The 21133-nt window shown below is 61.0% G+C and carries 20 protein-coding genes and 1 tRNA gene; 8 read left to right on the top strand and 13 right to left on the bottom strand.

Annotated features, from left to right (window positions below; all coding sequences use genetic code 11):
- Positions 1–3 precede the first annotated feature (3 nt).
- The 4 genes from AC0L2R_RS00835 to AC0L2R_RS00820 form a co-directional block, all read right to left on the bottom strand.
- A complete protein-coding gene (locus AC0L2R_RS00835; RefSeq protein ID WP_473507411.1) occupies positions 4–744 on the bottom strand; it encodes an SDR family oxidoreductase in 741 nt (246 codons plus the stop codon).
- 61 nt (positions 745–805) lie between these two features.
- Positions 806–1405 (bottom strand): flavodoxin, encoded by a 600-nt coding sequence (locus tag AC0L2R_RS00830; RefSeq protein WP_473507410.1) that lies wholly within the window; start codon positions 1403–1405, stop codon positions 806–808.
- 31 nt (positions 1406–1436) lie between these two features.
- On the bottom strand, positions 1437–2591 hold the full coding sequence (locus tag AC0L2R_RS00825; RefSeq protein WP_473507409.1) for an aldo/keto reductase: 1155 nt from the start codon (positions 2589–2591) through the stop codon (positions 1437–1439).
- A 92-nt stretch (positions 2592–2683) separates the two neighbouring features.
- Positions 2684–3667: an aldo/keto reductase gene (locus tag AC0L2R_RS00820; RefSeq protein ID WP_473507727.1), complete on the bottom strand. Its 984-nt coding sequence runs from the start codon at positions 3665–3667 to the stop codon at positions 2684–2686.
- A 134-nt stretch (positions 3668–3801) separates the two neighbouring features.
- On the opposite strand from AC0L2R_RS00820, the gene AC0L2R_RS00815 reads away from it, so the two are divergent.
- Entirely contained in the window at positions 3802–4692 is an 891-nt protein-coding gene (locus tag AC0L2R_RS00815) for a LysR family transcriptional regulator (protein ID WP_473507408.1), read from the top strand.
- Between the two features lie 142 nt (positions 4693–4834).
- On the opposite strand, the gene AC0L2R_RS00810 is transcribed toward AC0L2R_RS00815, so the two are convergent.
- Positions 4835–5890 (bottom strand): polysaccharide deacetylase family protein, encoded by a 1056-nt coding sequence (locus AC0L2R_RS00810; RefSeq protein WP_473507407.1) that lies wholly within the window; start codon positions 5888–5890, stop codon positions 4835–4837.
- Between the two features lie 90 nt (positions 5891–5980).
- Between AC0L2R_RS00810 and AC0L2R_RS00805 the strand changes: the two genes are divergently transcribed.
- A complete protein-coding gene (locus AC0L2R_RS00805) occupies positions 5981–7210 on the top strand; it encodes a GNAT family N-acetyltransferase (RefSeq protein WP_473507406.1) in 1230 nt (409 codons plus the stop codon).
- Positions 7211–7539: 329 nt separating this feature from the next.
- Here the strand turns inward: AC0L2R_RS00805 and AC0L2R_RS00800 are convergent, their stop codons facing one another.
- Positions 7540–9774, bottom strand: coding sequence for a GumC family protein (locus AC0L2R_RS00800; protein WP_473507405.1), 2235 nt, complete (start codon positions 9772–9774; stop codon positions 7540–7542).
- A 361-nt stretch (positions 9775–10135) separates the two neighbouring features.
- On the opposite strand from AC0L2R_RS00800, the gene AC0L2R_RS00795 reads away from it, so the two are divergent.
- The 4 genes from AC0L2R_RS00795 (at position 10136) to AC0L2R_RS00780 (ending at position 14751) form a co-directional block, all read left to right on the top strand.
- Complete coding sequence (locus tag AC0L2R_RS00795) at positions 10136–10699, top strand: polysaccharide biosynthesis/export family protein (RefSeq protein ID WP_287077118.1); 564 nt, start codon at positions 10136–10138, stop codon at positions 10697–10699.
- Between the two features lie 5 nt (positions 10700–10704).
- Complete coding sequence (locus AC0L2R_RS00790; RefSeq protein ID WP_473507404.1) at positions 10705–11835, top strand: glycosyltransferase family 4 protein; 1131 nt, start codon at positions 10705–10707, stop codon at positions 11833–11835.
- 124 nt (positions 11836–11959) lie between these two features.
- Complete coding sequence (locus AC0L2R_RS00785) at positions 11960–13495, top strand: undecaprenyl-phosphate glucose phosphotransferase (RefSeq protein ID WP_473507403.1); 1536 nt, start codon at positions 11960–11962, stop codon at positions 13493–13495.
- Positions 13492–14751 (top strand): O-antigen ligase family protein, encoded by a 1260-nt coding sequence (locus AC0L2R_RS00780; RefSeq protein WP_473507402.1) that lies wholly within the window; start codon positions 13492–13494, stop codon positions 14749–14751. Before AC0L2R_RS00785 ends, AC0L2R_RS00780 begins: the two co-directional genes overlap by 4 nt.
- Positions 14752–15257: 506 nt before the next feature.
- On the opposite strand, the gene AC0L2R_RS00775 is transcribed toward AC0L2R_RS00780, so the two are convergent.
- The 3 genes from AC0L2R_RS00775 to AC0L2R_RS00765 form a co-directional block, all read right to left on the bottom strand.
- Positions 15258–16367: a hypothetical protein gene (locus tag AC0L2R_RS00775; RefSeq protein WP_473507401.1), complete on the bottom strand. Its 1110-nt coding sequence runs from the start codon at positions 16365–16367 to the stop codon at positions 15258–15260.
- A gap of 99 nt (positions 16368–16466) precedes the next feature.
- Positions 16467–17033, bottom strand: coding sequence for a hypothetical protein (locus AC0L2R_RS00770; RefSeq protein WP_473507400.1), 567 nt, complete (start codon positions 17031–17033; stop codon positions 16467–16469).
- A 429-nt stretch (positions 17034–17462) separates the two neighbouring features.
- Positions 17463–17891 (bottom strand): hypothetical protein, encoded by a 429-nt coding sequence (locus tag AC0L2R_RS00765; protein ID WP_473507399.1) that lies wholly within the window; start codon positions 17889–17891, stop codon positions 17463–17465.
- Positions 17892–18038: 147 nt separating this feature from the next.
- On the opposite strand from AC0L2R_RS00765, the gene AC0L2R_RS00760 reads away from it, so the two are divergent.
- Positions 18039–18524 carry a hypothetical protein gene (locus tag AC0L2R_RS00760; protein ID WP_473507398.1) on the top strand — a complete coding sequence of 162 codons (486 nt, stop codon included), beginning with the start codon at positions 18039–18041 and terminating at the stop codon, positions 18522–18524.
- A 337-nt stretch (positions 18525–18861) separates the two neighbouring features.
- Here AC0L2R_RS00760 and AC0L2R_RS00755 read toward each other — a convergent pair whose 3' ends face one another.
- The 3 genes from AC0L2R_RS00755 to AC0L2R_RS00745 all read right to left on the bottom strand — a co-directional run bounded on the left by AC0L2R_RS00755 (position 18862) and on the right by AC0L2R_RS00745 (position 19840).
- Positions 18862–19098, bottom strand: a complete 237-nt coding sequence (locus tag AC0L2R_RS00755; protein WP_473507397.1) for a hypothetical protein — start codon at positions 19096–19098, stop codon at positions 18862–18864.
- A gap of 202 nt (positions 19099–19300) precedes the next feature.
- A tRNA-Pro gene (locus AC0L2R_RS00750) sits at positions 19301–19377 on the bottom strand.
- A 175-nt stretch (positions 19378–19552) separates the two neighbouring features.
- A complete protein-coding gene (locus AC0L2R_RS00745; protein ID WP_023798383.1) occupies positions 19553–19840 on the bottom strand; it encodes a helix-turn-helix domain-containing protein in 288 nt (95 codons plus the stop codon).
- A gap of 434 nt (positions 19841–20274) precedes the next feature.
- Here AC0L2R_RS00745 and AC0L2R_RS00740 point away from each other — a divergent pair, with 434 nt between their 5' ends.
- Positions 20275–20550 carry a hypothetical protein gene (locus AC0L2R_RS00740; protein ID WP_091591549.1) on the top strand — a complete coding sequence of 92 codons (276 nt, stop codon included), beginning with the start codon at positions 20275–20277 and terminating at the stop codon, positions 20548–20550.
- A 53-nt stretch (positions 20551–20603) separates the two neighbouring features.
- Here the strand turns inward: AC0L2R_RS00740 and AC0L2R_RS00735 are convergent, their stop codons facing one another.
- Entirely contained in the window at positions 20604–20942 is a 339-nt protein-coding gene (locus AC0L2R_RS00735) for a hypothetical protein (protein WP_091591551.1), read from the bottom strand.
- Positions 20943–21133: the final 191 nt, after the last annotated feature.

Below are 21133 nucleotides of genomic sequence, written 5' to 3'. Positions count from 1 at the left end.
AAGTCAGAGCTCTTGGCCGGTCGGCCGGAACAGGATTTCGTTGACGTCCACGTCCTCCGGCTGGCTCATGGCGAAGGCCACCATGCGGGCAAAGCTGTCGGCAGGGATCGCAACGGCCTCATAGAACTGCTTGATGCCCTGGGCGACATCAGCTTCCGTGATGCTCTGGGGCAGCTCAGTGGCGACAGCTCCAGGCGAGATGACAGTGGTCCGGATGTTGTAGGGTTTGACCTCCTGGCGCAGCCCCTCCGAGATCACCCGCACGGCGTGCTTGGTGGCGGAGTAAACGGCACCGCCCTTTCCAACCTTGTGGCCGGCAACGGAGGACACATTGATGATGTGGCCGCTCTTTTGCTTGGTCATATGCGGCAGTGCCGCCGCGATGCCGTAGAGAACGCCCTTGATGTTGACGTCGATCATGCGGTCCCAGTCGTCGACCTTGCCGCGCTCCAGCGGCGAATGCGGCATGAGCCCCGCATTGTTGATGATGACGTCGAGACGGCCATGCGTTTGCACCGCGTGGTCAACGAGGCTCCTAACCTGATCGACCTGGGTGACGTCGATCTGGACGACCGCCTCCCTATCTAGACCAAGCTCTGTTGCGAGCGCCTGGAGACGATTGATGCGGCGAGCGCCAAGCACCAGCTTGGCTCCATCTGCGGCAAGCCGCCGTGCTGCCGCTTCACCGAGGCCGCTGCTGGCGCCGGTGATGACGACGACTTTGCCTTGAATCCCTTGGGTCATGTTGTTCAGTCCTTATCTGGTCGGTGCCTCGGATCGCGACGCCCAGGGTTTGCAGCCAAGGCTACCGGCGTATCTCGACGCTCCCGAGCCACTGTGTGACCTCTCGAAGCGTCTCGCGCTCCTGGTCGCATTCTTTGGAAAACCCTTCGATCGGACGAGCGCCGGGTGCATGCTCGGCGACCACGGCAAGGCTGTTGCCGAGCCCATAGCCACCATGCGTGATGAACGGCACCAGCGTCTTGCCCGAAAGGTCGTGCTGCGACAGGAACGAGCGGATGACGGAAGGCGCGGTCATCCCCCAGATCGGAAAGCCCAGAAACACGGTCTTATAGGAGCTCAGATCCGGCACCGTCGCCTGCAACGGCGGCTCGTAGCCGCGCTGCCGTTCGTCCTCTGCCTGCGCGACCTGTGCCTCGTAGTCTTCCGGATAGGCCGCCGCCGGCACGATCTGAAACTGCGTTGCTTCGAGTGCGCGGGCGATCTGGGTGGCGATCAGGCGCGTGTTGCCGGTCCGGGTAAAGTAGGCCACCAGGACCGTGGCGCTGCGACCGGCCGCAGCAGGTTCAGCGCTTGCCGCCGCCGAACTCACTCCCGCCACCAAAGGCAGCAGGAGTGAGCGTTGCAGGGCCTGCCGGCGCGAGATGGTTGTAGTCGAAATCATCCAGGGCTCTCGTTATGGCCAGTGAATGCGATCAGACTTTCGGAGGCGCTTCCACGCCCGAGAAGACCAGCACTTGGTCAGGAAGGCGCGCGCCCCTGATCTCGATCGTGGCCACGGCTGCATTGAGCTCCGCCACTTCTGCGGGCGTGAACTGGACTTCGGCCGCGCCGATGTTCTCGATCATGTGCGGCATCTGTGTCGACCCGGGGATCGGCACGATCCACGGCTTCTGCGCCAGCAGCCAGGCAAGCGTGATCTGGGCCGGTGTGGCCTGCTTCCGTTCGGCCCAGCTCTTCACCAGCTCCACCAGTGCCAGATTGTGTGGCAAGTTGTCCGGCGAGAAACGGGACTCGATCCCGCGGATGTCGCCTTCGGCAAATCGGGTCCTGGCATCGATGGCGCCGGCCAGGAATCCTACCCCAAGCGGGCTCCAGGGCACGAAGCCGATGCCTAGCTCTTCGCAAAGTGGAATGACTTCCTTCTCAGGCCCGCGCCACAGCATCGAGTATTCGTTCTGAACTGCGGTGACAGGTAATGCGGCATGAGCACGACGCAGCGTCTTAAGGCCCATCTCGGAAAGGCCCCAATGCAGAACCTTCCCCTCCGTCATCAGGTCCTTGATCGCGCCGGCGACGTCCTCGATCGGCACTTCAGGGTCGACGCGGTGCTGATAAAGGAGATCGATGCGGTCGGTGCGAAGGCGCTTGAGCATGCCCCCGACCACGCGTTTGATGTGGTCCGGGCGGCTGATGAGCCCCGGCCGACGTTCGCCCGTCTCCTGATCGATGTTCCAGCCAAACTTCGAGGTAATCACAACTTGGTCGCGAAACGGCGCGATGGCTTCGCCGAGGATCCGCTCGCACTCATGCGGCCCGTAGGCCTCGGCGGTGTCGAAGAAGGTGACGCCATGGTCGTGGGCAGCTCGGATGATGTTCAGCATCTCGGGTCGGGTGGGGACCGTCGTCTGGTAGGTCCGGCGCATGTTCTGGACACCGAGGCCGACGCTCGAGACTTCCAGCTGGCCCAGCTTTCGCCGCCCGCTCGCCCGGGCTGCGCTCTCGCTGCCAGAACCAGTTGCCTGAGCGAAGGCCTGCGAACCCGTTCCTGCGAGCAGTGGCGCAGCGGCGAGAGTTGCCGCTGCTCCCAGAAAACCACGTCGTCTCAATGTTATGCGTTCGGCTGTCATCTCAATCGTCCTTTCTTCGGGGCTCGGATTCGTCTCGATCCGAGGGGGATTTCTTATCGATGGTCTCGCTAGCTTTGGGTATCAGGCGCGGTTCAGCGGTTGACGAAGCGCTGAAGCGAGGCGGGGTAGCGATCGCCCTTCACGTCGACGCTGGCGAGCGTCCGCTCGATGCGGGCGAGATCGTCAGCCGTCAGTTCCACGTCCGCGGCGCCGAGATTCTCCTCCAGCCGGTGGAGCTTCGTGGTGCCGGGGATCGGCGCGATCCAGGGACGCTGGGCGAGTAGCCAAGCGAGAGCGATCTGCGCGGGGGTCACACCTTTGGCCGAAGCGATCGATTCGATGAGATCGACGAGTGCCTGGTTCGCCTTGAGCGCCTCGGGCGAGAAGCGTGGCACGATGCGGCGGAAATCACTTTCACCGAAGGCGGTGTTCGGGTCGATCTTGCCGGTCAGGAAGCCCTTGCCGAGAGGACTGAACGGCACAAAGCCGATGCCAAGCGCTTCGAGCGTCGGCAGGATTTCTTTCTCGGGCTCGCGCCACCATAGCGAATATTCGCTCTGAAGCGCGGCGACCGGCTGAACCGCATGGGCGCGGCGGATCGACTCGGCGCCGGCCTCCGACAGACCGAAGTGTCGGACCTTGCCTTGGGCGATGAGATCGCGAACGGTGCCGGCGACATCCTCGATCGGCACAGTCGGGTCGACCCGGTGTTGATAGAATAGGTCAATCACATCAGTTCGCAGACGCTTCAGCGCCTCGTCCGCGACCTGTCGGATTCGCTCAGGTTGGCTGTCGAGACCATTCGCCGGAATGCCGTCCTTGAAGCCGAACTTGGTCGCGATTACCACCTGGTCACGAATAGGCTCAAGCGCCTCGCCCACAACCTCCTCGTTGATGCCAGGGCCATAGGCCTCGGCGGTGTCAAAGAACGTGACGCCTCGATCATGGGCAGCGCGGATGAGCTTGATGGCCTCACCGCGATCGGTGGCCGGCCCGTAGCCGTAGCTCAGGCCCATGCAGCCGAGACCAATTGCCGATACGCTCAGACCGTTCCGCCCTAATGTTCGTTTCTGCATGATCGTCCTCTCGCTGGTGGTCGACATCGCAGCGCCTTCCATCCGGAGAAGATATGCCCTCCGTGTCCTAGCGATTAGACAGGGCAAGTCGCATGGGCTTATGACTCCGTGTCATCAACAGCGGAGTGACCGGCATGCGACGTGAGGATCTGGGCAGTTTGGCAATGTTCCTGGCAGTCGCCGAAGAACAGAGCTTCACCAGAGCAGCTGCAAAGCTTGGCATCTCCCAGTCGGCGCTCAGCCACGCGATGCGGCGGCTGGAAGCCAAGCTGGGCCTGCGCCTGCTGACCCGCACGACGCGCAGTGTTGCGCCGACCGAGGCTGGCGAGCGGCTGGTCGAGACCCTCCGTCCTGCGCTGGACGACATCGACGCCAAGCTTGCCGCGCTGACAGAACTGCGCGAGCGACCGGCCGGCACAATTCGGATCACCACGTCGGAACTCGCTGCTCAAACGGTCCTCTGGCCGGTGGTCAATCGGCTTACAGCCGCGCATCCCGATATTCAGGTCGAACTCAACATCGAGTCGGGCCTGACCGACATCGTCGCCGAGCGCTACGACGCGGGCGTTCGCCTTGGGGAACGATTAGAGAAGGATATGATCGCGGTTCGGATCGGACCCAGGTTACGGATGGCCGCAGTTGGCTCTCCGGCCTACTTTGCGCAGCACGGGCGGCCGCTGGCGCCTCACGATCTGGCGAAGCATTCCTGCATCAATCTCCGCATGGTGAGCGGGAGCATCTACGCTTGGGAGTTCGGGAAGGACGGGCGCGAGCTGAAGGTCAAAGTCGACGGTCAGCTGACGTTCAATAATATCGAACTTATCCTTGCTGCCGCCGTCGCAGGACATGGCATTGCATTGTTGGTCGAGGACCGCGCAGCAGCGTTGCTGGCCGAGGGAGCTTTGGTCCGTGTCCTTGAAGACTGGTGCGAGCCGTTCGACGGCTACTATCTTTACTACCCCAGCCGGCGGCAGCCATCGCCAGCCTTCAGCCTGCTTCTGGAAGGTCTGCGCTTCAGAGACTAGGACGAGCTACGTCGTGCCCCCCCGGGGATGCGTGTGTGTCTCATGCCGACTGGCCGAGGCAGCGAACGAGTGAAGATGCCGCGAACGACCGGAATTGGCCGAAGCCGCCAAAGGGTTTGCCGTCCACCGGAGTGTCAGACCACTAGATGGTGACGAGCATCTTGCCGGCATTGGCCAGCGGCGTCGTCACGCCCGACAGCATCGTGCGGATATGGGCAACGCTCTGATAGCGACCGTTGACCGAAATACGCGGCAGCGCGTGCAGGAAGCCGGCATGTTTGGCGCGCAACACGCCGTGGCGTGTCGTCACCGCCGAGACATAGCCGGCGTCGCGGGCAAAGCCGACTTCGCGGTCGCCAACGGCACTGGCATAGCCATAGGGATAGGCGAAATGGCGCGGCGCCTCGCCGAGTTCGGCCTGCAATATGCGCCTGACGCCGTCGACCTCGTGCCGCGCATCGGCTTCGGAAAGCCGCTTCAGATTGCGATGATTGACGGTGTGCGCGCCGATCGTCACCAGCGGATGCCCTGCCGTGGCGCGGATCTCGTCCCAGTTCATCAACAGGCTCTGGCGCGCGCCCAACTCGATATCGTTCGACCGCGCCAATTCGCGCAGCACCGCGCGCTGGTCCTCCTCGCGGACCTCCAGCGTCAGATAATCGTGCAGGCGCGCAAAGGCCTGGATTTTCTTGCCCGGGGTCGAGCAGTCGATCGTCACCGGACCGTTCGGTGTCGTCAAAACCAGCCGGTTGCGCGCGCTGACGATGTCCTCGACCACCTCCCACCATAGATCGGCGGCGCCGTTTATCAGCCCCGGCGCGACATAGATGGTGATCGGCGCGCCGTGCTTTTCCAGCACCGGCAGCGCCTCGGTCATGTTGTCGCGGTAGGCGTCGTCGGCGGTGATCGCCGCGAACTGGCCACCCTTGCCGCCGGCCTTGATGCGCTTGATCGCCTCGTCCAGGGTGACGAATGCATAGCCGTGCGCCTTCATGTCGGCGATGACAGCGTCGAGGAACTCAGGCGCGATGTTGAGATGCCGGTTGACACTATCAGGCTTTTCCGGCGTGGCGGTTACCCGATGCAGCATCAGGATGGCGCCGATGCCGCCGACGAACGGTTTGGCCAGCGGGGCAAGACCGGTATAGCGCACGACGTTGAGCGCCAGCTTCCGGATTGCCTCACCCCCGTCGATCATTCATTCACCTTTTGCGCCTAGGCTCATCCAAGCACGAAATGCGCCTATGCGCGCCCCAATCGCGGTGAATACGCCCTAAAGGATTGAGGTATGGTTGACGCCACCGCGTCATTTGACGGCAATCGGCTCGAGGCCATGCAGGCGGCGCCGCGCGCGGTGCCTGCGGATCATGCCGGCCTGTCGGTGTCGGTCGCCGACGGTGCGGCACTTGCGGCTTATGCCGAGTTCTGCGGTTCGGCGCTGTTCGCGCCGGCGCAGAGCCCGGCCTGGATCCTGAACTGGGCCAGACATGCCGAAGCGGACACCGTCTTGGCGACGCTGAGCGCTGACGGCCGGCCGGTTTTTTGGTTGGCGCTGGAAGTCACCAGCCGCGGTCCGTTACGCGTCGCCCGTTTCATGGGCGGCCGCCATGCCAACGGCAATTTCGCCGCCGCCGACCCGTCCTGGCTGACCAGGGCGGATGGCGCGGCGATCCGCTCGATGCTGGCGGCGATCGCCAGGGCGCGGCCGGACATCGACCTCGTCTCGCTGGAACGGCTGCTGCCCGATCTCGACCGCGTTGCCAATCCGCTTCTGTCCCTCCCGCATTTTCCCAGCCCCAACCTGTCGCTGGCCGTCGACCTGGCGGGAGGTTTTGATGCCCTGCTCTCCCGCGCCAACGGCAAGCGCAGGCGCAAGAGGCACCGCTCGCAGGCGCGCAAGTTTGGGGCCGTCGGCAGCCACCGCCGCATCGAGGCCCGGACGGCGGACGAGGTGAACAGGCTGCTCGATGCGTTTTTCGAGATGAAGGAGTTCCGCTTCCGCAAGATGGGCATCGCCAACGTCTTCGGCGAGCCACAGGTTCGTGCTTTCTTCCGCGCCTTGTTCGTCGAAGCGCTCTCCGACGACACGCCGTCCTTCGTGCTGCATGGGCTCGAAGTCGCCTGCAAGCTTCGCGCCGTCACCGGATCGAGCCGCTCGGGAAAACGCCTGATCTGCGAATTCGGAGCGATCGCCGACGACGACCTCGCCCATGCGAGCCCCGGCGACTTCCTGTTCTTCGACAATATCGAGGAAGCCTGCGAGAAGGGGTTCGATGTCTATGATTTCTCGGTCGGCGACGAACCCTACAAGCGGCTGTGGTGCGATATCGAAACCCGGCATTTCGAGGTCCTGGTTCCGCTGACGACAAAAGGCCGCGCGCTGGTGTTTGTCCTGCGGCAGGGCGCACGCCTGAAAGCCTTCGTCAAGAACAGCCCGACGATCTGGAAGCTGACCAAGATGCTGCGCCGCAAGACGGCCGGGCAGGCAGCACCTGCGGCGAGCGAAGACGACAGCTGAACGCTGAGCCGGCGATGCAGCTGGCACCACTTGAGATTAACTGTCGATGTCGGCGCCGCCCCTCATCTGCCTGCCGGCATCTTCTCCCTGTGAACGGGGAGAAGGGGCTGGCCCCACCCTCGGCGCGTTTTTTGCAGCGCCGGATATTGGCGAAATCCTTTGCGCAGGCGCCCTTCTCCCCGTCACTATACGGGGAGAAGATGGCGGCAGCCAGATGAGGGGCGGCGCCGACCTGCGCGATTGCCTCACAAGGGGAGAAAGCAGACCGCGTTATCGCCCGCGGCTGCAAACTCTCATCGCCGCGCGTTCAAGAGAATTATCGAACTGTCTCAGGCGGCGGAGCGCCGTCCGGGTAGCGGCGTCCCTGGCGTCTGATGGCCGACCGGCGTCACCAGCGTCAGGTCGGGATAGCCGCTCTCGATCAGCTCGACCGCGGCCTGCGCCACCTCGTCGTTCGGCTCCAGCAGCGACAGGAAGACTTCTGTGCCCTCGCCGACAAGGCGGCTGATGCCTTGCGCGTCGGTGGGTCCGCATTCGACCACGACCAGATCGTAGGCGGTGGTCAGCGACTGCATGATGATCGGCAGCCGGTCGGCGGCGCGCATGGCGCGAACCGGATCGGCGTTGCCGACGGGAATGACGTGGCAGTCCGAATAGAGATCGGCATGGATCACGTCGCTGAACTGCGCCTCGGAGGCGAGCAGATCGGTGATGCCCGGGAAAAGCCTGCTGTCCAGCGTCGGTCGCGAGGCGGCGCCCGAAGCGGTGAGATCGAGCAGGAGCACGCGCAGGCCGGTGTCGGAAACCTCACGCGCCACCAGCACCGCCGAGGCGGCCGCCTCGTCGCCTTCCGGCGACACGAATATGGCGCGTGCCGCGCCGCTTGTGATCAGTTTCTCCACCGCCTTGTCGATTTCGACCTCGCCAAGGCTGCGGCGCGCCGGCCCGACGTCGTCACCAGTTGCCGGGCCAGTTGCTGGCGCCGCGGCAGCCGCTTGCGGCTCTGCCTGGACGTCCGCCGTCCGATCCCCAAGGTCTTCGATATCGGCCGGTTCCTGATTGGGTGGCTGGTGATCGGGCGGTTCGTGATCGGACGGTTCGTGATTGGGCGGTTCGTGGGCAACCGGCATCGCGACCTGTTCGATCCGCTCGAAGCGGGCGCCGGCGGCCGGCCGCATGGCGCGACCCGAAAACAGCTCTTGCAGAAGCGTCACGATCGCCATGACCAGCAGCGAGCCGACGAAGGCCGCACCGATGATCGGCAGGATTTTTGGATAGTAGGGTTGGGACGGCGCCACCGCGCGGGAAAAGACACGGGCGTCGACCGGCGGATAGTTGCTGTCCTTGCGCGAAGACGCCTCACGATAACGGGTGAGATAGGTTTCGAGCAGCTGGCGCTGGGCGGTCGCTTCGCGCTGCAGCGCGTCCAGTTCGACCTGCTGGTCGCCGGCGCGCGCCGATGCGGCCTTCAGCGTGTTGACGTCGGCGACAAGCTGGTTTTCGCGGGCCTGGGCGGTCTGCGCCTGCGTCATCAGCCCTGTCATGATCTTTTCCGCCTCGTTGCGGATCTGGCGGTCGAGATCGGCAAGCTGCGACCTCAGCGCCCGGATACGCGGATGATTGTCGAGCAAGGAGGTGGAAAGGTCGGCGATGTTGGTCTTGAGCTCGACCTGCCGCTCGCGCAGCCGCTGGATCAGTCCGGACGACAGCACCTCCGGCACCGCATCCAGCGAGCTGCCATTCTGCAGCGCCCTGCGCACGCTGTCGGCAGTCGCTGCCGCCGAGGCGCGATTGGCCCGCACCCGCGACAATTCGCTGGACAGTTCGGAAAGCTGTTGCGTGGCGAGCACCGAATTGTTGCCGCCCATCAAAAGATCGGACTGGGCGCGGTAGCTTGCCACCTTGGCCTCGGCATCCTTCACCCGCTTCGACAGGTCGGCGATCTCCGGCGCAAGCCAGTCGGTTGCGGCGGAATTCGATTCGATATTGGCATTGCCCTGGACGGAGATGTAGGCGTCGGCGATGGCGTTCGGGATTGCGGCGGCGAGCCGGGGATCTTCCGAGGAGAATTCGATGACGATAACGCGAGATTTTTCAACCCGATAGACGTTGAGCTTCTCACGCATCTTCGTCAGCACGCGTTCTTCCGGCGGAATCTCGTTGGGGTCGCTTTTCAGGCCGGCGACGACAAGCAGACGGCTCAACGCCGGCATATCCGCCGTCTCGTCGAACTCGGGCAGCCGCGACAAATCAAGCTTCTGCGCCACCTGCTTGAGGATGTCGGTCGAGGAAATGACCTCGACCTGGCTGGTCACGCCTTCCTCGTCGAGTATAGGCTTGTCGTTGTCATTGGTGCCGTCAGGGCGCGTGTAGACCGATTCGCGCGTTTCGATCAAAAGCCGGGTTTCGGCCCGGTAATGCGGCGTGGCGAGCCAGGTGAGCGCGAACGCCAGGCCGGTTACGACAAGCGCGACGACAAGAATGCGCAGCCAATTCCTCGCAAGGCTGGCGAAGAGCTGCCTGAGATCGACGTCGACATCTGCGGCCGCGGATTGAACGGACATGCATCCTGCTCCGGTGCTTGAAGCGCGTCGCATTGAACGGATCATGCGACGCACTTCAAGCTCTTGTTTTCATGCATGTCGTTTGTCCCAAAACCGCTGCGCACTTTTGGGCGACATGCATTAGTCAGTATACACCGTAAACAAATATGGTAACTCAGCCGTTAATATTGCGGTAAGCAACCTGTCAGGTTTTACGCGCACGCGGCAGCTAAACGCACAGGAACCGGCCGCCTGTTGTCGGTTGCCGTCGCTTCGGCCGCCCGCCTTTACCGGCCATTAACCCTAACCGGATGATAACGGGCCTCGATCTCCAGCGTTTGCCGCGGTGCAGCGGCGGCCAGTCGAAGGTACATGTCCGGTCATGAAAAGCACTGCTTCCCTGTTCCGTGCGCTGCTCGCCGTGTCATTGCTTGCCGGTTGCTCCAGCTACCGGCCGGCGCCGGCGGCCTTTCATAAAATGCTCGATCAGCCTTATCGCCTCGGCGCCGGCGACCGGGTCCGCGTCACCGTGTTCGAGCAGGAAGGATTGACCAACGTCTACAGTGTCGACCAATCCGGCTATCTGTCCATCCCGCTGGTCGGCGCCGTGCCGGCGCGCGGCCACACCGCACAGCAACTCGAAGGCGAAATCGCCGATAAATTACGCCAGGGTTATCTCCGTGATCCGGACGTTTCGGTCGAGATCGACCGCTACCGGCCGATTTTCATCATGGGCGAAGTCGGTGCTGCGGGCCAGTACTCCTATGTTCCCGGCCTGACCGTGCAAAAGGCGATTGCCATCGCCGGCGGTTTCAGCCCGCGCGCCAACCAGGGAAGCGTCGACATCACCCGCGACATCAACGGCAAGGTCATGACCGGCCGCGTTGCCACCTCCGACCCGCTTCTGCCCGGCGACACGGTCTATGTTCGCGAACGCCTGTTCTAGACCACGTGGCGGACACACTCAGGATCGTCCACTGCTTTCGCTCACCTGTCGGGGGGATTTTTCGTCACGTGCGCGACCTGACCGAGGCGCAGGTCGCCGCCGGGCATGCCGTCGGCATCGTCTGCGATTCGACGACGGGCGGCGACTTCGAGGAACATCTGTTCGAACAGATGAAGGGCATAATGGCGCTCGGCATCCATCGCACGCCGATGCAGCGGCATGTCGGACCAGGCGACCTCGCCTCGGCCTGGCGCACATTTGGGATCATCAAGGAATTGCGGCCGGACGTGCTCCACGGGCACGGCGCCAAGGGTGGCGCCTATGCCCGCCTGTTCGGCTCATTGTTGCGGGTATCAAGGTTTCGCGTAGCCCGCCTTTATTCGCCGCACGGCGGCTCTCTTCACTATGACGAGACCACCGCCACGGGGAAGCTGTTCTTCGCGCTCGAGCGGTTCATGGCGCGCTTCACCGACTATCTTCTGTTTGTCTCCGACTATGAAAGGCGGACCTATCGCAGGAAGGTCGGCGAACCGCCGATCCCGAACAACCTTGTCTATAATGGACTGAGCGCCGCCGAGTTCGAGCCGGTGCGAACCGAAGCGAATGCGGCCGATGCCCTCTATATCGGCATGATGCGCGACCTCAAGGGACCGGACATCTTCATCGATGCGCTGGTTCTTGCCGGAACGCGGCTCGGCCGCCCGGTGAATGCGGTGATGGTCGGCGACGGCGACGACCTGCCGCGCTACCATGCGCAAGTGAAGCGGCTCGGGCTCGAAGGCCATATGCGCTTCCTGCCGCCGATGCCGGCGCGCAAGGCCTTCGAGTTGGCCGAACTGGTTGTCGTGCCCTCGCGCGCGGAAGCCATGCCCTACATCGTGCTGGAGACGCTCGCCGCCGGCAAATCGATGATCGCCACCGGCGTCGGCGGCATCCCGGAAATTCTTGGCGCCGGCTCCCCCGCCCTGATCCGGCCCGATCCGTGCGAGCTCGCCGACAAGATGAGCGCGGCGCTGGCCGACCCCGATGCCTATGGCAGGCTGATGCCCGATACCGCCGACCTCAAGGCGCGATTCGGCGCCGACGTGATGGCCGCCGCGATCGAGACGGCCTATTTCGCGGCGCTCAAGCGCTAACCCGAAATGGGCGGTAACCCCAAAACGGCGCTGACCTCAAAGCTTCCCCAAAACCTATTTGTTGTTTCAAGGGTTTCTTAGCTCTATTTCGCTATTCACTTGCGTGAAGCTTTGCGGATGCATCATGAGCGACTTCGATCCCAAACGCCGCTTTTCGAAAGACGCGGTGCGCAATTTCAACGGCCCGGCCGCTGACGATAGCCCCGGCGGCATGAACGACGTCGCCCGTCAGGTCGCGTCGCAATACCGGCGCGACACCATGTCGCCGATCATGGTCAGCGGCGTCTTGCGGATGGTCGAATTCGCACTGCTGTTCTTGTCGGGCCTGTGCATCTATTTTTACTATGTCGGCTTCTTCAACCATCTCGCCTGGCAATATCCGCTGGCGATCGCCGCCGCTTCGTCCCTCGCCGTGGTGCTGCTCGACCTCACCGACTGCTACCAGATCGTCTCGTTTATGCGGCCGCTCGCCAATTTCGGCCGTCTGCTGATGGCCTGGGCCGGCACCTTCGCCTTGATGGCGCTGACGGCATTCGCCATGAAGATGTCGCAGGACTATTCGCGCCTGGTTTTCGGCACCTGGTTCGTCGTCGGCTTCATGCTGATCTTCGGCCTGAGACTGCTGATGTCGAAGCTGATCCGGCGCTGGGCGCGGGACGGGCGCATGGAGCGCCGCGCCGTCATCGTCGGCGGCGGCACGGCGGCGGAAGTCCTGATCCGCTCCGTCGAAAAGCAGCCCTACAACGACATCCGCATCTGCGGCATCTTCGACGACCGCGGCGACAAGCGCTCGCCGCCCATCGTCGCCGGCTACCCAAAGCTCGGCACCGTTTCCGAGCTCATCGAGTTCGCCCGCATCGCCCGTATCGACATGCTGATCGTATCGCTGCCGCTGACCGCCGAAACGCGCGTCCTGCAGCTTTTGAAGAAGCTGTGGGTGCTGCCTGTCGACATCCGGCTCTCGGCGCATTCGAACGCGCTGCAATTTCGGCCGCGCGCCTATTCCTACATCGGCTCGGTGCCGATGCTCGATATTTTCGACAGGCCGATCAACGACTGGGATTCGGTCGCCAAGCGCGCCTTCGACATCGTCTTCTCGATCATCGGCATCATCGTGTTCTCGCCGGTCATGCTGGCGACCGCGATCGCCATCAAGCTCGACAGCAAGGGACCGGTGCTGTTCCACCAGAAGCGGCATGGCTTCAACAACGAGATCATCGAGGTCTACAAGTTCCGTTCGATGTACACCGACAAGGCCGACCCGACGGCCAAGCAGACGGTGACTAGGAACGACCCGCGCGTCACCCGCGTCGGCCGCTTCATCCGCAAGACCTCGATCGACGAGTTGCCGCAGTTCTTCAATTCGCTTTTCGGTTCGCTGTCGCTGGTTGGCCCGCGCCCGCACGCCATTGCCGCCCAGTCGCACAACCTTCTCTACAATGAGGTGGTCGACGGCTATTTCGCACGCCACAAGGTCAAACCCGGCGTCACCGGCTGGGCGCAGATCAATGGCTGGCGCGGCGAGATGGATACCAACGAGAAGATCCGCATGCGGACGGAATACGACCTCTATTATATCGAGAACTGGTCGCTGCTGTTCGATTTGAGGATCCTGTTCCTGACACCGATCCGGCTGCTCAATACGGAAAATGCCTATTGAGCGCAGTCACGCATGAACTGTCGCCGGCCGCGGTCAACGCCAAGCTGATCGCGCTGATTGCGTCGGGCGCGGTTTTCCTCGGCGTCTTCCTGTCCGGCTTCGTCATCGCCGAGCCGGCGCCATACGACCTTTATATGGTCGCGCTGATGGCGGTGTGGGCCCTGTTCGGCCTGCGCATATCGCGCGCGGCGGCGCCGCTGCTGGTGCTGCTGGTGGTCATGAACATCGGCGGCATGATCGCGATGACCCAGATGTCGGATATTGCCGGCACCCCGCTCTATCTCGCCGTGTCGCTGTTCCTGGCGTTTACCGCGGTGTTCTTCGCCTCGGTGACATCGGTCCAGCCAAATCTCTACCGAGTGATCTTCCGGGCCTATGTGATGTCGGCGGTGCTGACCTCGCTGCTCGGGATATCAGGCTATTTCCATGCCTTTCCGGGGGCGGAGATCTTCACCAGATACGACCGCGCCACCGGCGCCTTCCAGGATCCGAACGTGTTCGGGCCGTTCCTGGTGCTGCCCGGCATCTACCTGCTCCATCTCCTGCTGACCGGCCCCATCTCACGCATGCCGTTGCTGGCGATGCCGCTGCTGATCATCACCGCCGGGATTTTCTTCTCGTTCTCGCGCGGCGCCTGGGGCATGTTCGGCGTTTCGGCGATCCTGCTCACCGGCGCCCTGTTCCTGCAGAGCGCCAGCGGAAAATTCCGGCTGCGTGTCGTCGTCATGACCATCGCCGCCATCTCGCTGCTGGTCATTGCGATGCTCGTCATCCTGCAGCTGCCGGGCGTCTCGGAAATGTTCTCCAGCCGCGCCCAGTTGGAACAAAGCTACGATACCGCCCGCCTCGGCCGTTTCGCCCGCTATATCTTCGGTTTCCAGATGGCGCTGGAGCATCCGCTCGGCATCGGCCCACTCGTCTTCGGCACGATTTTCGGCGAGGACACACACAACATCTGGCTGAAAATGCTGATGGACTATGGCTGGCTCGGCTTCGTCACGTTCCTGACGCTGACCTGCTGGACGATAGCGGCCGGCTTCCGCATTCTCCTGCGCGACAGGCCGTGGCAGCCCTACCTTCTGTGCGCCTATGTCGCCTTCATCGGCAATATCGCGCTGGGCACCTTCATCGACATCGATCACTGGCGCCACGTCTATCTGCTGCTCGGGCTGATCTGGGGCGCGATCGCTCTCGAACATCGCCATCAGCGGCAGTTGCGGCCGGCGGCGCTGTGTTCGCCGGCGGCTGGAGCATGATGGATTTCTCAGGTAAGCCGGCGGATGGCATCGTCATGCACCCTTCGGACTGGATGCGCCTGCGGTTCTTGAACGATGGTGATGGCCAGTACATCTCGAGCAATCCACAAGCTGTTGCGTAGTCCAGTCCGCTGTGTTCGGCCTGCCTGTTGTGCCGACGCAAAGCGATGGCCGTCGATTGGTCGGAAGCTACCAGCAGGCGGCAACGTTGTACGATCGCTGGGCCGCGCGCGTTGAGGTCAGCACCGAGCCTGCTGGTTTCTTGTGCGCAACCTTGTCGCCATCCTCGTCGAGGAAGGATCTGTCTTGCCGTCAAGCAGCCGGACTATGGCGACTTCGGCACTAATCTAACCATGATATCGGCGAGCACTCATGACAATGAGGCTCGTCGAGCCGCTGCTTGGCGTAAGGCGGATCGCGCCAACCGCTGGTGCCCTAAGCGGAATGTCCGTTCCGACACGTTGCGGACCTTGAACGTTGCCGCCATGTATCGCTGGCCGTTCCGTTTAGACCAATTCCTGCCGCTCCATTTCGACTGAAAATTGCTCGGCTGAATTGCGATACATTTCAACTGCCCTGTGGATCATCGTCTGCGGCGATAAACACTCCATCCCGACCCGACCAATCATTTGCCTCGATATACCACTTAGACCCGTACCCCCGACCAGTTTGAATGTGAGTGGATATTTAGGGTCGCTTTGCTCATCGTAAATTGCGTTTAGGCCAATCTCCGCTGCGATCTCGATTAGTCGGTCGATCTCCAAGACCACCATCACGAACAATTTGCCCTCTATGAAATCCCAAAGTGCATCCTTATCTTCAATGCTCAATGTGAACGGGACGAAGGGCGCCCACATCCGTTGGGTCTTCTCGATGTTCCAACCAAACATAAGCGACTCTCGCAGCCCCATATCCGCAAAAATCTCTTGGATGCTTGGAGCATCCTCCCCCATTGCGACATAGAACAAGCCTTTTTCTGGCTGCTCAATCCCGTAGCCGCGTTTCCTTGCCTTTCCGATGCATACGTTCATTAGGTCCGCATGAACTCGCTCGGCGATCTTAGATTCTCGACGCCGAACCTCCTCCATTCCGCGCAGTCCTTTGACTTTGTCAGTCGTGAAGAACGTGTTCAGCATGTCCAGACTGCGGCCCTGCTTTTTCCCCCTCGGGTTGAGTTTCTTCTTCGACGCCTTGACCTCGACCAAAATCGGATCTGGACCCACCATCACGCAGATATCGCCGTGACGTATTGTGTTCGTAATGTCCACCTGAAGCGCCGGAATGCCATTGTCAACGAATGCGTCCAAAACAGCTAATTCCATTGCGAGGCCATCTTTGCCACCAATGAAGCCCGCACCTTGCTTGGCGTTGTAATTGTCCGTGTTGTAGAGGGTCTGTTTGAGCGCGTATTTGTCCATGTAGAGGAAGGCGATTGCATCCCCAAAACAGCGCCAGATAAACGCGCACCTGCGCAGTCCTTCAATTCGATTCGTCAGAAACACGAAACGTTTGAGGTCCGCGCCCGGTGCGTCTGGATCAATAGTTCTTAACTCCGCTTTTAGTGGCCGAATGCGGTCTTCTGTCAGAACGATCTCGCGCAACAGCAGCGCCTGCATTTCTCTAAGTGCTACGAGATTTTCTTGATCATTTCGGAGCGCGGTAAGAAGGTCATGTGCGCGGACAAACGATCGTTTTCGATATCCAAGCATGTTGACCTATCGCTGATTTGCTTCCGGCTCGTCTGGCCCGTAATTGCGGATGATCCATTCGCCGTTTTCGTCGCGTTTGTGGTGACTTCGCTGAACTTCATCATTTCCGACAAGCCGCATTATTCGCACCAACTCAGGTAAATCATACTCATACAGGAATTTGCCCCGGTCATAGTCCGAGTTCACGAAAATGCCTTCTGCATGAAAGTCCGTTTCGTCCCTGACAGTGGCGATGAAAACGAAACTATGGATCAACTGATTTGTCAAAAACGACAGTTTCACCGTGGCCGCTTGCCGACTTTCGAAATCATAAAACTCGTTCGGAAAATGCCGGGCAAGTCGATCGGGGATTCTAGCGGGATCGAGCAGGCGAAGTTTCCGACATTTCACATCAGCCAGTGCTGTGCGATCGGTTAGCTTTTTTGCCTCAAGCAATTTGCGTATGGTGAAGCCTGCCAAGAAAATGGTTCGTTCATAATCGACCTCGGCCTGCTCGTCATCGTCTCCCAAAAAGAAACCATCAAGTGTATTTGCATCCCTAAGCAGGGCTTCTTTCCATGGCCAACTTTCCAAAATCAATCTCGTACCTCACGCTTGGCTCGTGATAGTCGTTCGGCTAGTTTGATTGTCAACCCTGTTGCATCAGGGGCGGGTGAAGACTTGCCGAGTCCGTGCGCCGGCAGGCCCGCGCGGGGCCTAATGGACGGAATTTTTTGTTGCGGCGAAAAATCGAGGCCGGGCTTCCCGGCATTTTTGAGAATCCGCAGAACCTGCATTTCCGAGAACGCTCCGCCCGCCCATGCAGCAATTGTGGAGCGCACCAACGAAATGCCGGCTCGAATGTTATTAGACGTGCTTATAGAGTTCCCAGGTTGAAAACGGCCAAGCGGGGTATGCACAGCCAGTCCGGTCTTCATCATCGCCACTGCGGCGACGGTCCGCTGTCTACATATAGCGCTCTTGCGCGAGTTTTCTGCAGTGGCTCGCGCGTCGAAACGGGGACTAACGAGGGCATTTGGTAACTGTCAATGACGCGATGGGCACTGCATCAGCCGAACGATAAATATACTGCACCTTGCCTCCTAGACGCACAAAAGCAGCGGTCGCATCTTGTCCGCATACCATTGTTTGGGTCTGTGTTTGCATCTTAGAGACCAAGGACTCTTTCGACATGCCTGCACTCGACAAGGTTAATTCAATCGCAGACCAGCTTTGCGTCCAACTAACATAAGCAGCAAATATCGGACCAATTGCGGCTGCGCTCTCCCAAGTCATGTTCGCGTTCATCTTCATTGGAAGCATCGGCGCGGCCGATTTTTGCATCTCCCTTGCAGCGTTGCACACATTATATTTGGTATATTGAGAGAGGCACTCATTTTCGGCGGCGGCCGCAATATTTGCTAATCCGGTGGTCGCAACAATGGTCATCATGGCTGCTCGCATTGATCTCGCCCTCCCTACCAGGTTGCCACAATGCCGGACATGCGCAGGGCCGGCAACATCGCTCCGTAAGCGCCATTGACTTTGCGAACTTCGCGAACTACAAGAACTTGTCGAACTTCGGAGAGGAACCAAAACATGAAGCTCATTTCTTCGTCAGATCAGGCTCAAGAAAATATCATGAACTTCCACTCGGCTATGATGCAAAAAAAGGCACACCCCATCAACGAAACTCTGGCCAAATACAGGGCCTGGTATGCTGTCAAGGGTCGAGATGGGAATTGGATGTTCGGCCCGTCAAAGGTAATCGGCTATGCCGACATGACGCCGGGTAATTATGTAGATGCTGACGTCTATACCATGTCGGGAATAAAGACCGAGGATGTCCTGCACAAGTGGTTCGTCCGAGTAAAGGAAGGCGACGACCTCTTTGAAGAGCTATCCAACAGCTTACACGAGGTTTTAGCCAGGCATGGAAAGATGCCAAGTAAGGCATATCGCATTTCGATCCTGAAAGAAGAAATTGAAACCGATGACGACGCAGAGAAGACCGCCGTCGCTTTCAAACTGATTTACGACAATCTACCCCCAGCGGTTCGTAACGCGTTCCTAGACCTCTTGTAGTCGCAGCGCGGCGGAAAAACCGGAAGGGGTTCTGGCCCCTTCCAAGGCTGTTCCACCCTGCCGGGGCGAAACGTTGATTGTCATCTAAGAACCCCACCAAGCGATGGCTGCACACAGCAAAAACACGAGCATGGCACACGCGATGAACAGACCTCTTCGCGTTCGCCACCTTGGCGGCTCAGCCGGCACAAGCCTGAACCGCTGGGCATGCTCCGTTGCGATTTTCAGTAGAGCTGCAGCCGTTTCGCGCGGCGTCCAACCCTTCGCTTCCGAGGCTGTCACCAAGGCTGCAAATGCGGCTTCCAAGGCGACTTCACAGTTGACGTCCCGATCTGGGCTACCCTTTGGCAATATGGGTGGTTGCACGGCTTGGGACATGCACACAAAGCGGCTCGCGGATGAAAGGTTCCCGCGTTTCGAGCCCTTCACTTTCGAAGGTCCGCTTCCAGGTGCAGTTCCGCTCTCGCTGCTGGCTTTTGTCGTCGGGAATGAACGTGAAGAACACCGGGCGGCGGTCGCGGCCTTCGGCCTTGCATTTTGAGTAGCCAAACAGCCCGACCAGATCCTGACGCATCGATCCGCGATCTGATCCGAGCCTGTCGATCAGCGCTTGGCCGCCGATCGTCGGCCCGTTCACGGCGCGATTCGGGCGACATGGCCCCAGACTGGCACGGCCCAGAAAAGGAAAGGGCCCAGAAAGGCCCCAATTTCTCGTTTTCGCGGCTCAGCTAGTTTCCCCGGATTTCAAATAAGCCCTAGGGTTCTAAGGGCTTATTTGGTCGGAGTGGCCGGATTCGAACCGACGACCCCTTGACCCCCAGTCAAGTGCGCTACCGGGCTGCGCTACACTCCGGACCGGTCGCGATGTATCGTGATAACGCGGTTCGGGTCAACCGAATTCGGCGGCCATCACGCCGATGCCCGGCATGGTGGATTTGAAGTTCCTGCTCTGGTGGATGTCGTCAGCATTCAGGAACTTCAAATCCAGAACACACCTCGCTTGTTGGCTTGATCCTCTGGCGTCGCTGCTATGAGACGGGTCTTGGATTTTCCACGGATTGTGTCAGCGCGGCCGTATCGATCAGCGCGCTTTCCGGAAGCCGGAGCGCAGAGGCTATTCGCCTGAGCTTCGACAAATCGGCATTCCTGCCGTTCTCGATGTCGGCGATCTCATCGACCGACAGTCCGCACGTCAGGGACAGCTCTTCCATGCTGTATCCCCTGGTTTCTCGGATGGCCTTAAGGGCGCTGTGGTCGGGCGCAGCTTCGGTCGCCGACAGTTCGGAAAAAGCTTCGCTTGTTGCTATTTGGGGCATTTGGCAACTCCGTGGATTTAAAGAGTTTGATCAAATCAAGAAGTTGCCTGAGACGGCGCAGAGAATGCCCTCTCGATGGTGATTTGCCAAGCGCCAAAAACGCCGTCACGGCATCGTGATTCCGATCGGCGCAGCCCGGCACAGGCCTCGGCGGCACCGGCACGGGACCGTCATCCCGATCGGGGTCTTTGACTGGCCGATCGACGAACTGTTCGACGGTTCTGAGCTGCTCCCTTGTCAAGCGGCTGTAGGATCGAATCTCAGCAGCGGGAGCCGGAGCACGCAGAACGCGTCAGGGGCTGCGAATTTTCTTGAACCGACGCGTGAACCTTTTCTCTCCGGGCCGCACCAACACGGCATGGACGCCACAAAGGCGGTCCCAACCGGAAGGACGCCCTGACGGCGATCCTCGATCAAGAGAAGGAAATGCTCAAGTGACCAACATCTCGAACTTCAAGCGCCTGTCGCTCGCCGCTGCCATCGTCGTCTCGGCCTTCGGCTCGATTTCACTGCCGGGCTCGGCCTTCGCCAACGGCACGCATCCGAGCGGCGGCGGCGCGGTTTGCAAGGGCGCGGGTCACTGCCTGGTGCTGCAGCTCGACTGCAAGGGTACCTATACGGACGCCACCGACTCCAACGGCACCGTCTACGGCAAATGCAGCCAGACCGCGCAGGTCAGCCCGAAGAACAAGCTCAAGGTCGCGCGCTGATCGACCTTTTGGTCAACGAAAATGGCGGCCGTCCGCGCCGCCATTTTCTTGTCTCAACGTGCCGATCTCGATCTCGTCCGCGACGTTTTCTGCTGGCGGCTGAGGAACATGCTGGCGACGAGCCCGACCACAACCAGACCGACTGCGGCGGCTGTCGCGGGATGATCGCGGGCTGTCTTCTCTATCACCCTGCCATGCCTCCTGATCGCAGGCAGAGCGTCACTGAAACGTTCGGCGAGGTCCGAGTAATAGTCCGACGCGGTGTCACGCCCGTCCTCGTAATAGGCGCTGCCGCGCCTGGAAACGGCTTTCCTCAACGCCGCCAGTTCCCTGGAGAGAGCCGCGACCTGTTTTTCAAGATCGATGTCGGAGAGGGTCGAAAATGATACCATGACAGGCTTCCTTCTTTTGCGAAGGAACGCACGATCGCAAAACCGGTTCCGGTTTTTGCCGCGACCGATCGGGGCCTAGAGCGCGTCGCGTCAGAAGGGATTCATGCGACCCGCGTGAAGTTCTATGCAGTCGCTATCCAAAACATGCACTACAGCGCGGCGCGTCCTATCGGAGGCGCAAGGTGTCTGCA

It is taken from the genome of Mesorhizobium sp. WSM4820 (assembly GCF_055811075.1).
This window is presented reverse-complemented; position numbering and strand designations above follow the sequence as displayed.

Coding starts and splice junctions, on each gene's coding strand:
- AC0L2R_RS00820 (WP_473507727.1), bottom strand. CDS start 3,667: ATGCAGAAACGAACATTAGGGCGGAACGGTCTGAGCGTATCGGCAATT.
- AC0L2R_RS00755 (WP_473507397.1), bottom strand. CDS start 19,098: ATGCGTCAGGATCTGGTCGGGCTGTTTGGCTACTCAAAATGCAAGGCC.
- AC0L2R_RS00815 (WP_473507408.1), top strand. CDS start 3,802: ATGCGACGTGAGGATCTGGGCAGTTTGGCAATGTTCCTGGCAGTCGCC.
- AC0L2R_RS00735 (WP_091591551.1), bottom strand. CDS start 20,942: ATGGTATCATTTTCGACCCTCTCCGACATCGATCTTGAAAAACAGGTC.
- AC0L2R_RS00825 (WP_473507409.1), bottom strand. CDS start 2,591: ATGACAGCCGAACGCATAACATTGAGACGACGTGGTTTTCTGGGAGCA.
- AC0L2R_RS00775 (WP_473507401.1), bottom strand. CDS start 16,367: ATGCAGGCGCTGCTGTTGCGCGAGATCGTTCTGACAGAAGACCGCATT.
- AC0L2R_RS00810 (WP_473507407.1), bottom strand. CDS start 5,890: ATGATCGACGGGGGTGAGGCAATCCGGAAGCTGGCGCTCAACGTCGTG.
- AC0L2R_RS00835 (WP_473507411.1), bottom strand. CDS start 744: ATGACCCAAGGGATTCAAGGCAAAGTCGTCGTCATCACCGGCGCCAGC.
- AC0L2R_RS00800 (WP_473507405.1), bottom strand. CDS start 9,774: ATGTCCGTTCAATCCGCGGCCGCAGATGTCGACGTCGATCTCAGGCAG.
- AC0L2R_RS00805 (WP_473507406.1), top strand. CDS start 5,981: ATGGTTGACGCCACCGCGTCATTTGACGGCAATCGGCTCGAGGCCATG.
- AC0L2R_RS00785 (WP_473507403.1), top strand. CDS start 11,960: ATGAGCGACTTCGATCCCAAACGCCGCTTTTCGAAAGACGCGGTGCGC.
- AC0L2R_RS00765 (WP_473507399.1), bottom strand. CDS start 17,891: ATGATGACCATTGTTGCGACCACCGGATTAGCAAATATTGCGGCCGCC.
- AC0L2R_RS00830 (WP_473507410.1), bottom strand. CDS start 1,405: ATGATTTCGACTACAACCATCTCGCGCCGGCAGGCCCTGCAACGCTCA.
- AC0L2R_RS00760 (WP_473507398.1), top strand. CDS start 18,039: ATGAAGCTCATTTCTTCGTCAGATCAGGCTCAAGAAAATATCATGAAC.
- AC0L2R_RS00745 (WP_023798383.1), bottom strand. CDS start 19,840: ATGCCCCAAATAGCAACAAGCGAAGCTTTTTCCGAACTGTCGGCGACC.
- AC0L2R_RS00795 (WP_287077118.1), top strand. CDS start 10,136: ATGAAAAGCACTGCTTCCCTGTTCCGTGCGCTGCTCGCCGTGTCATTG.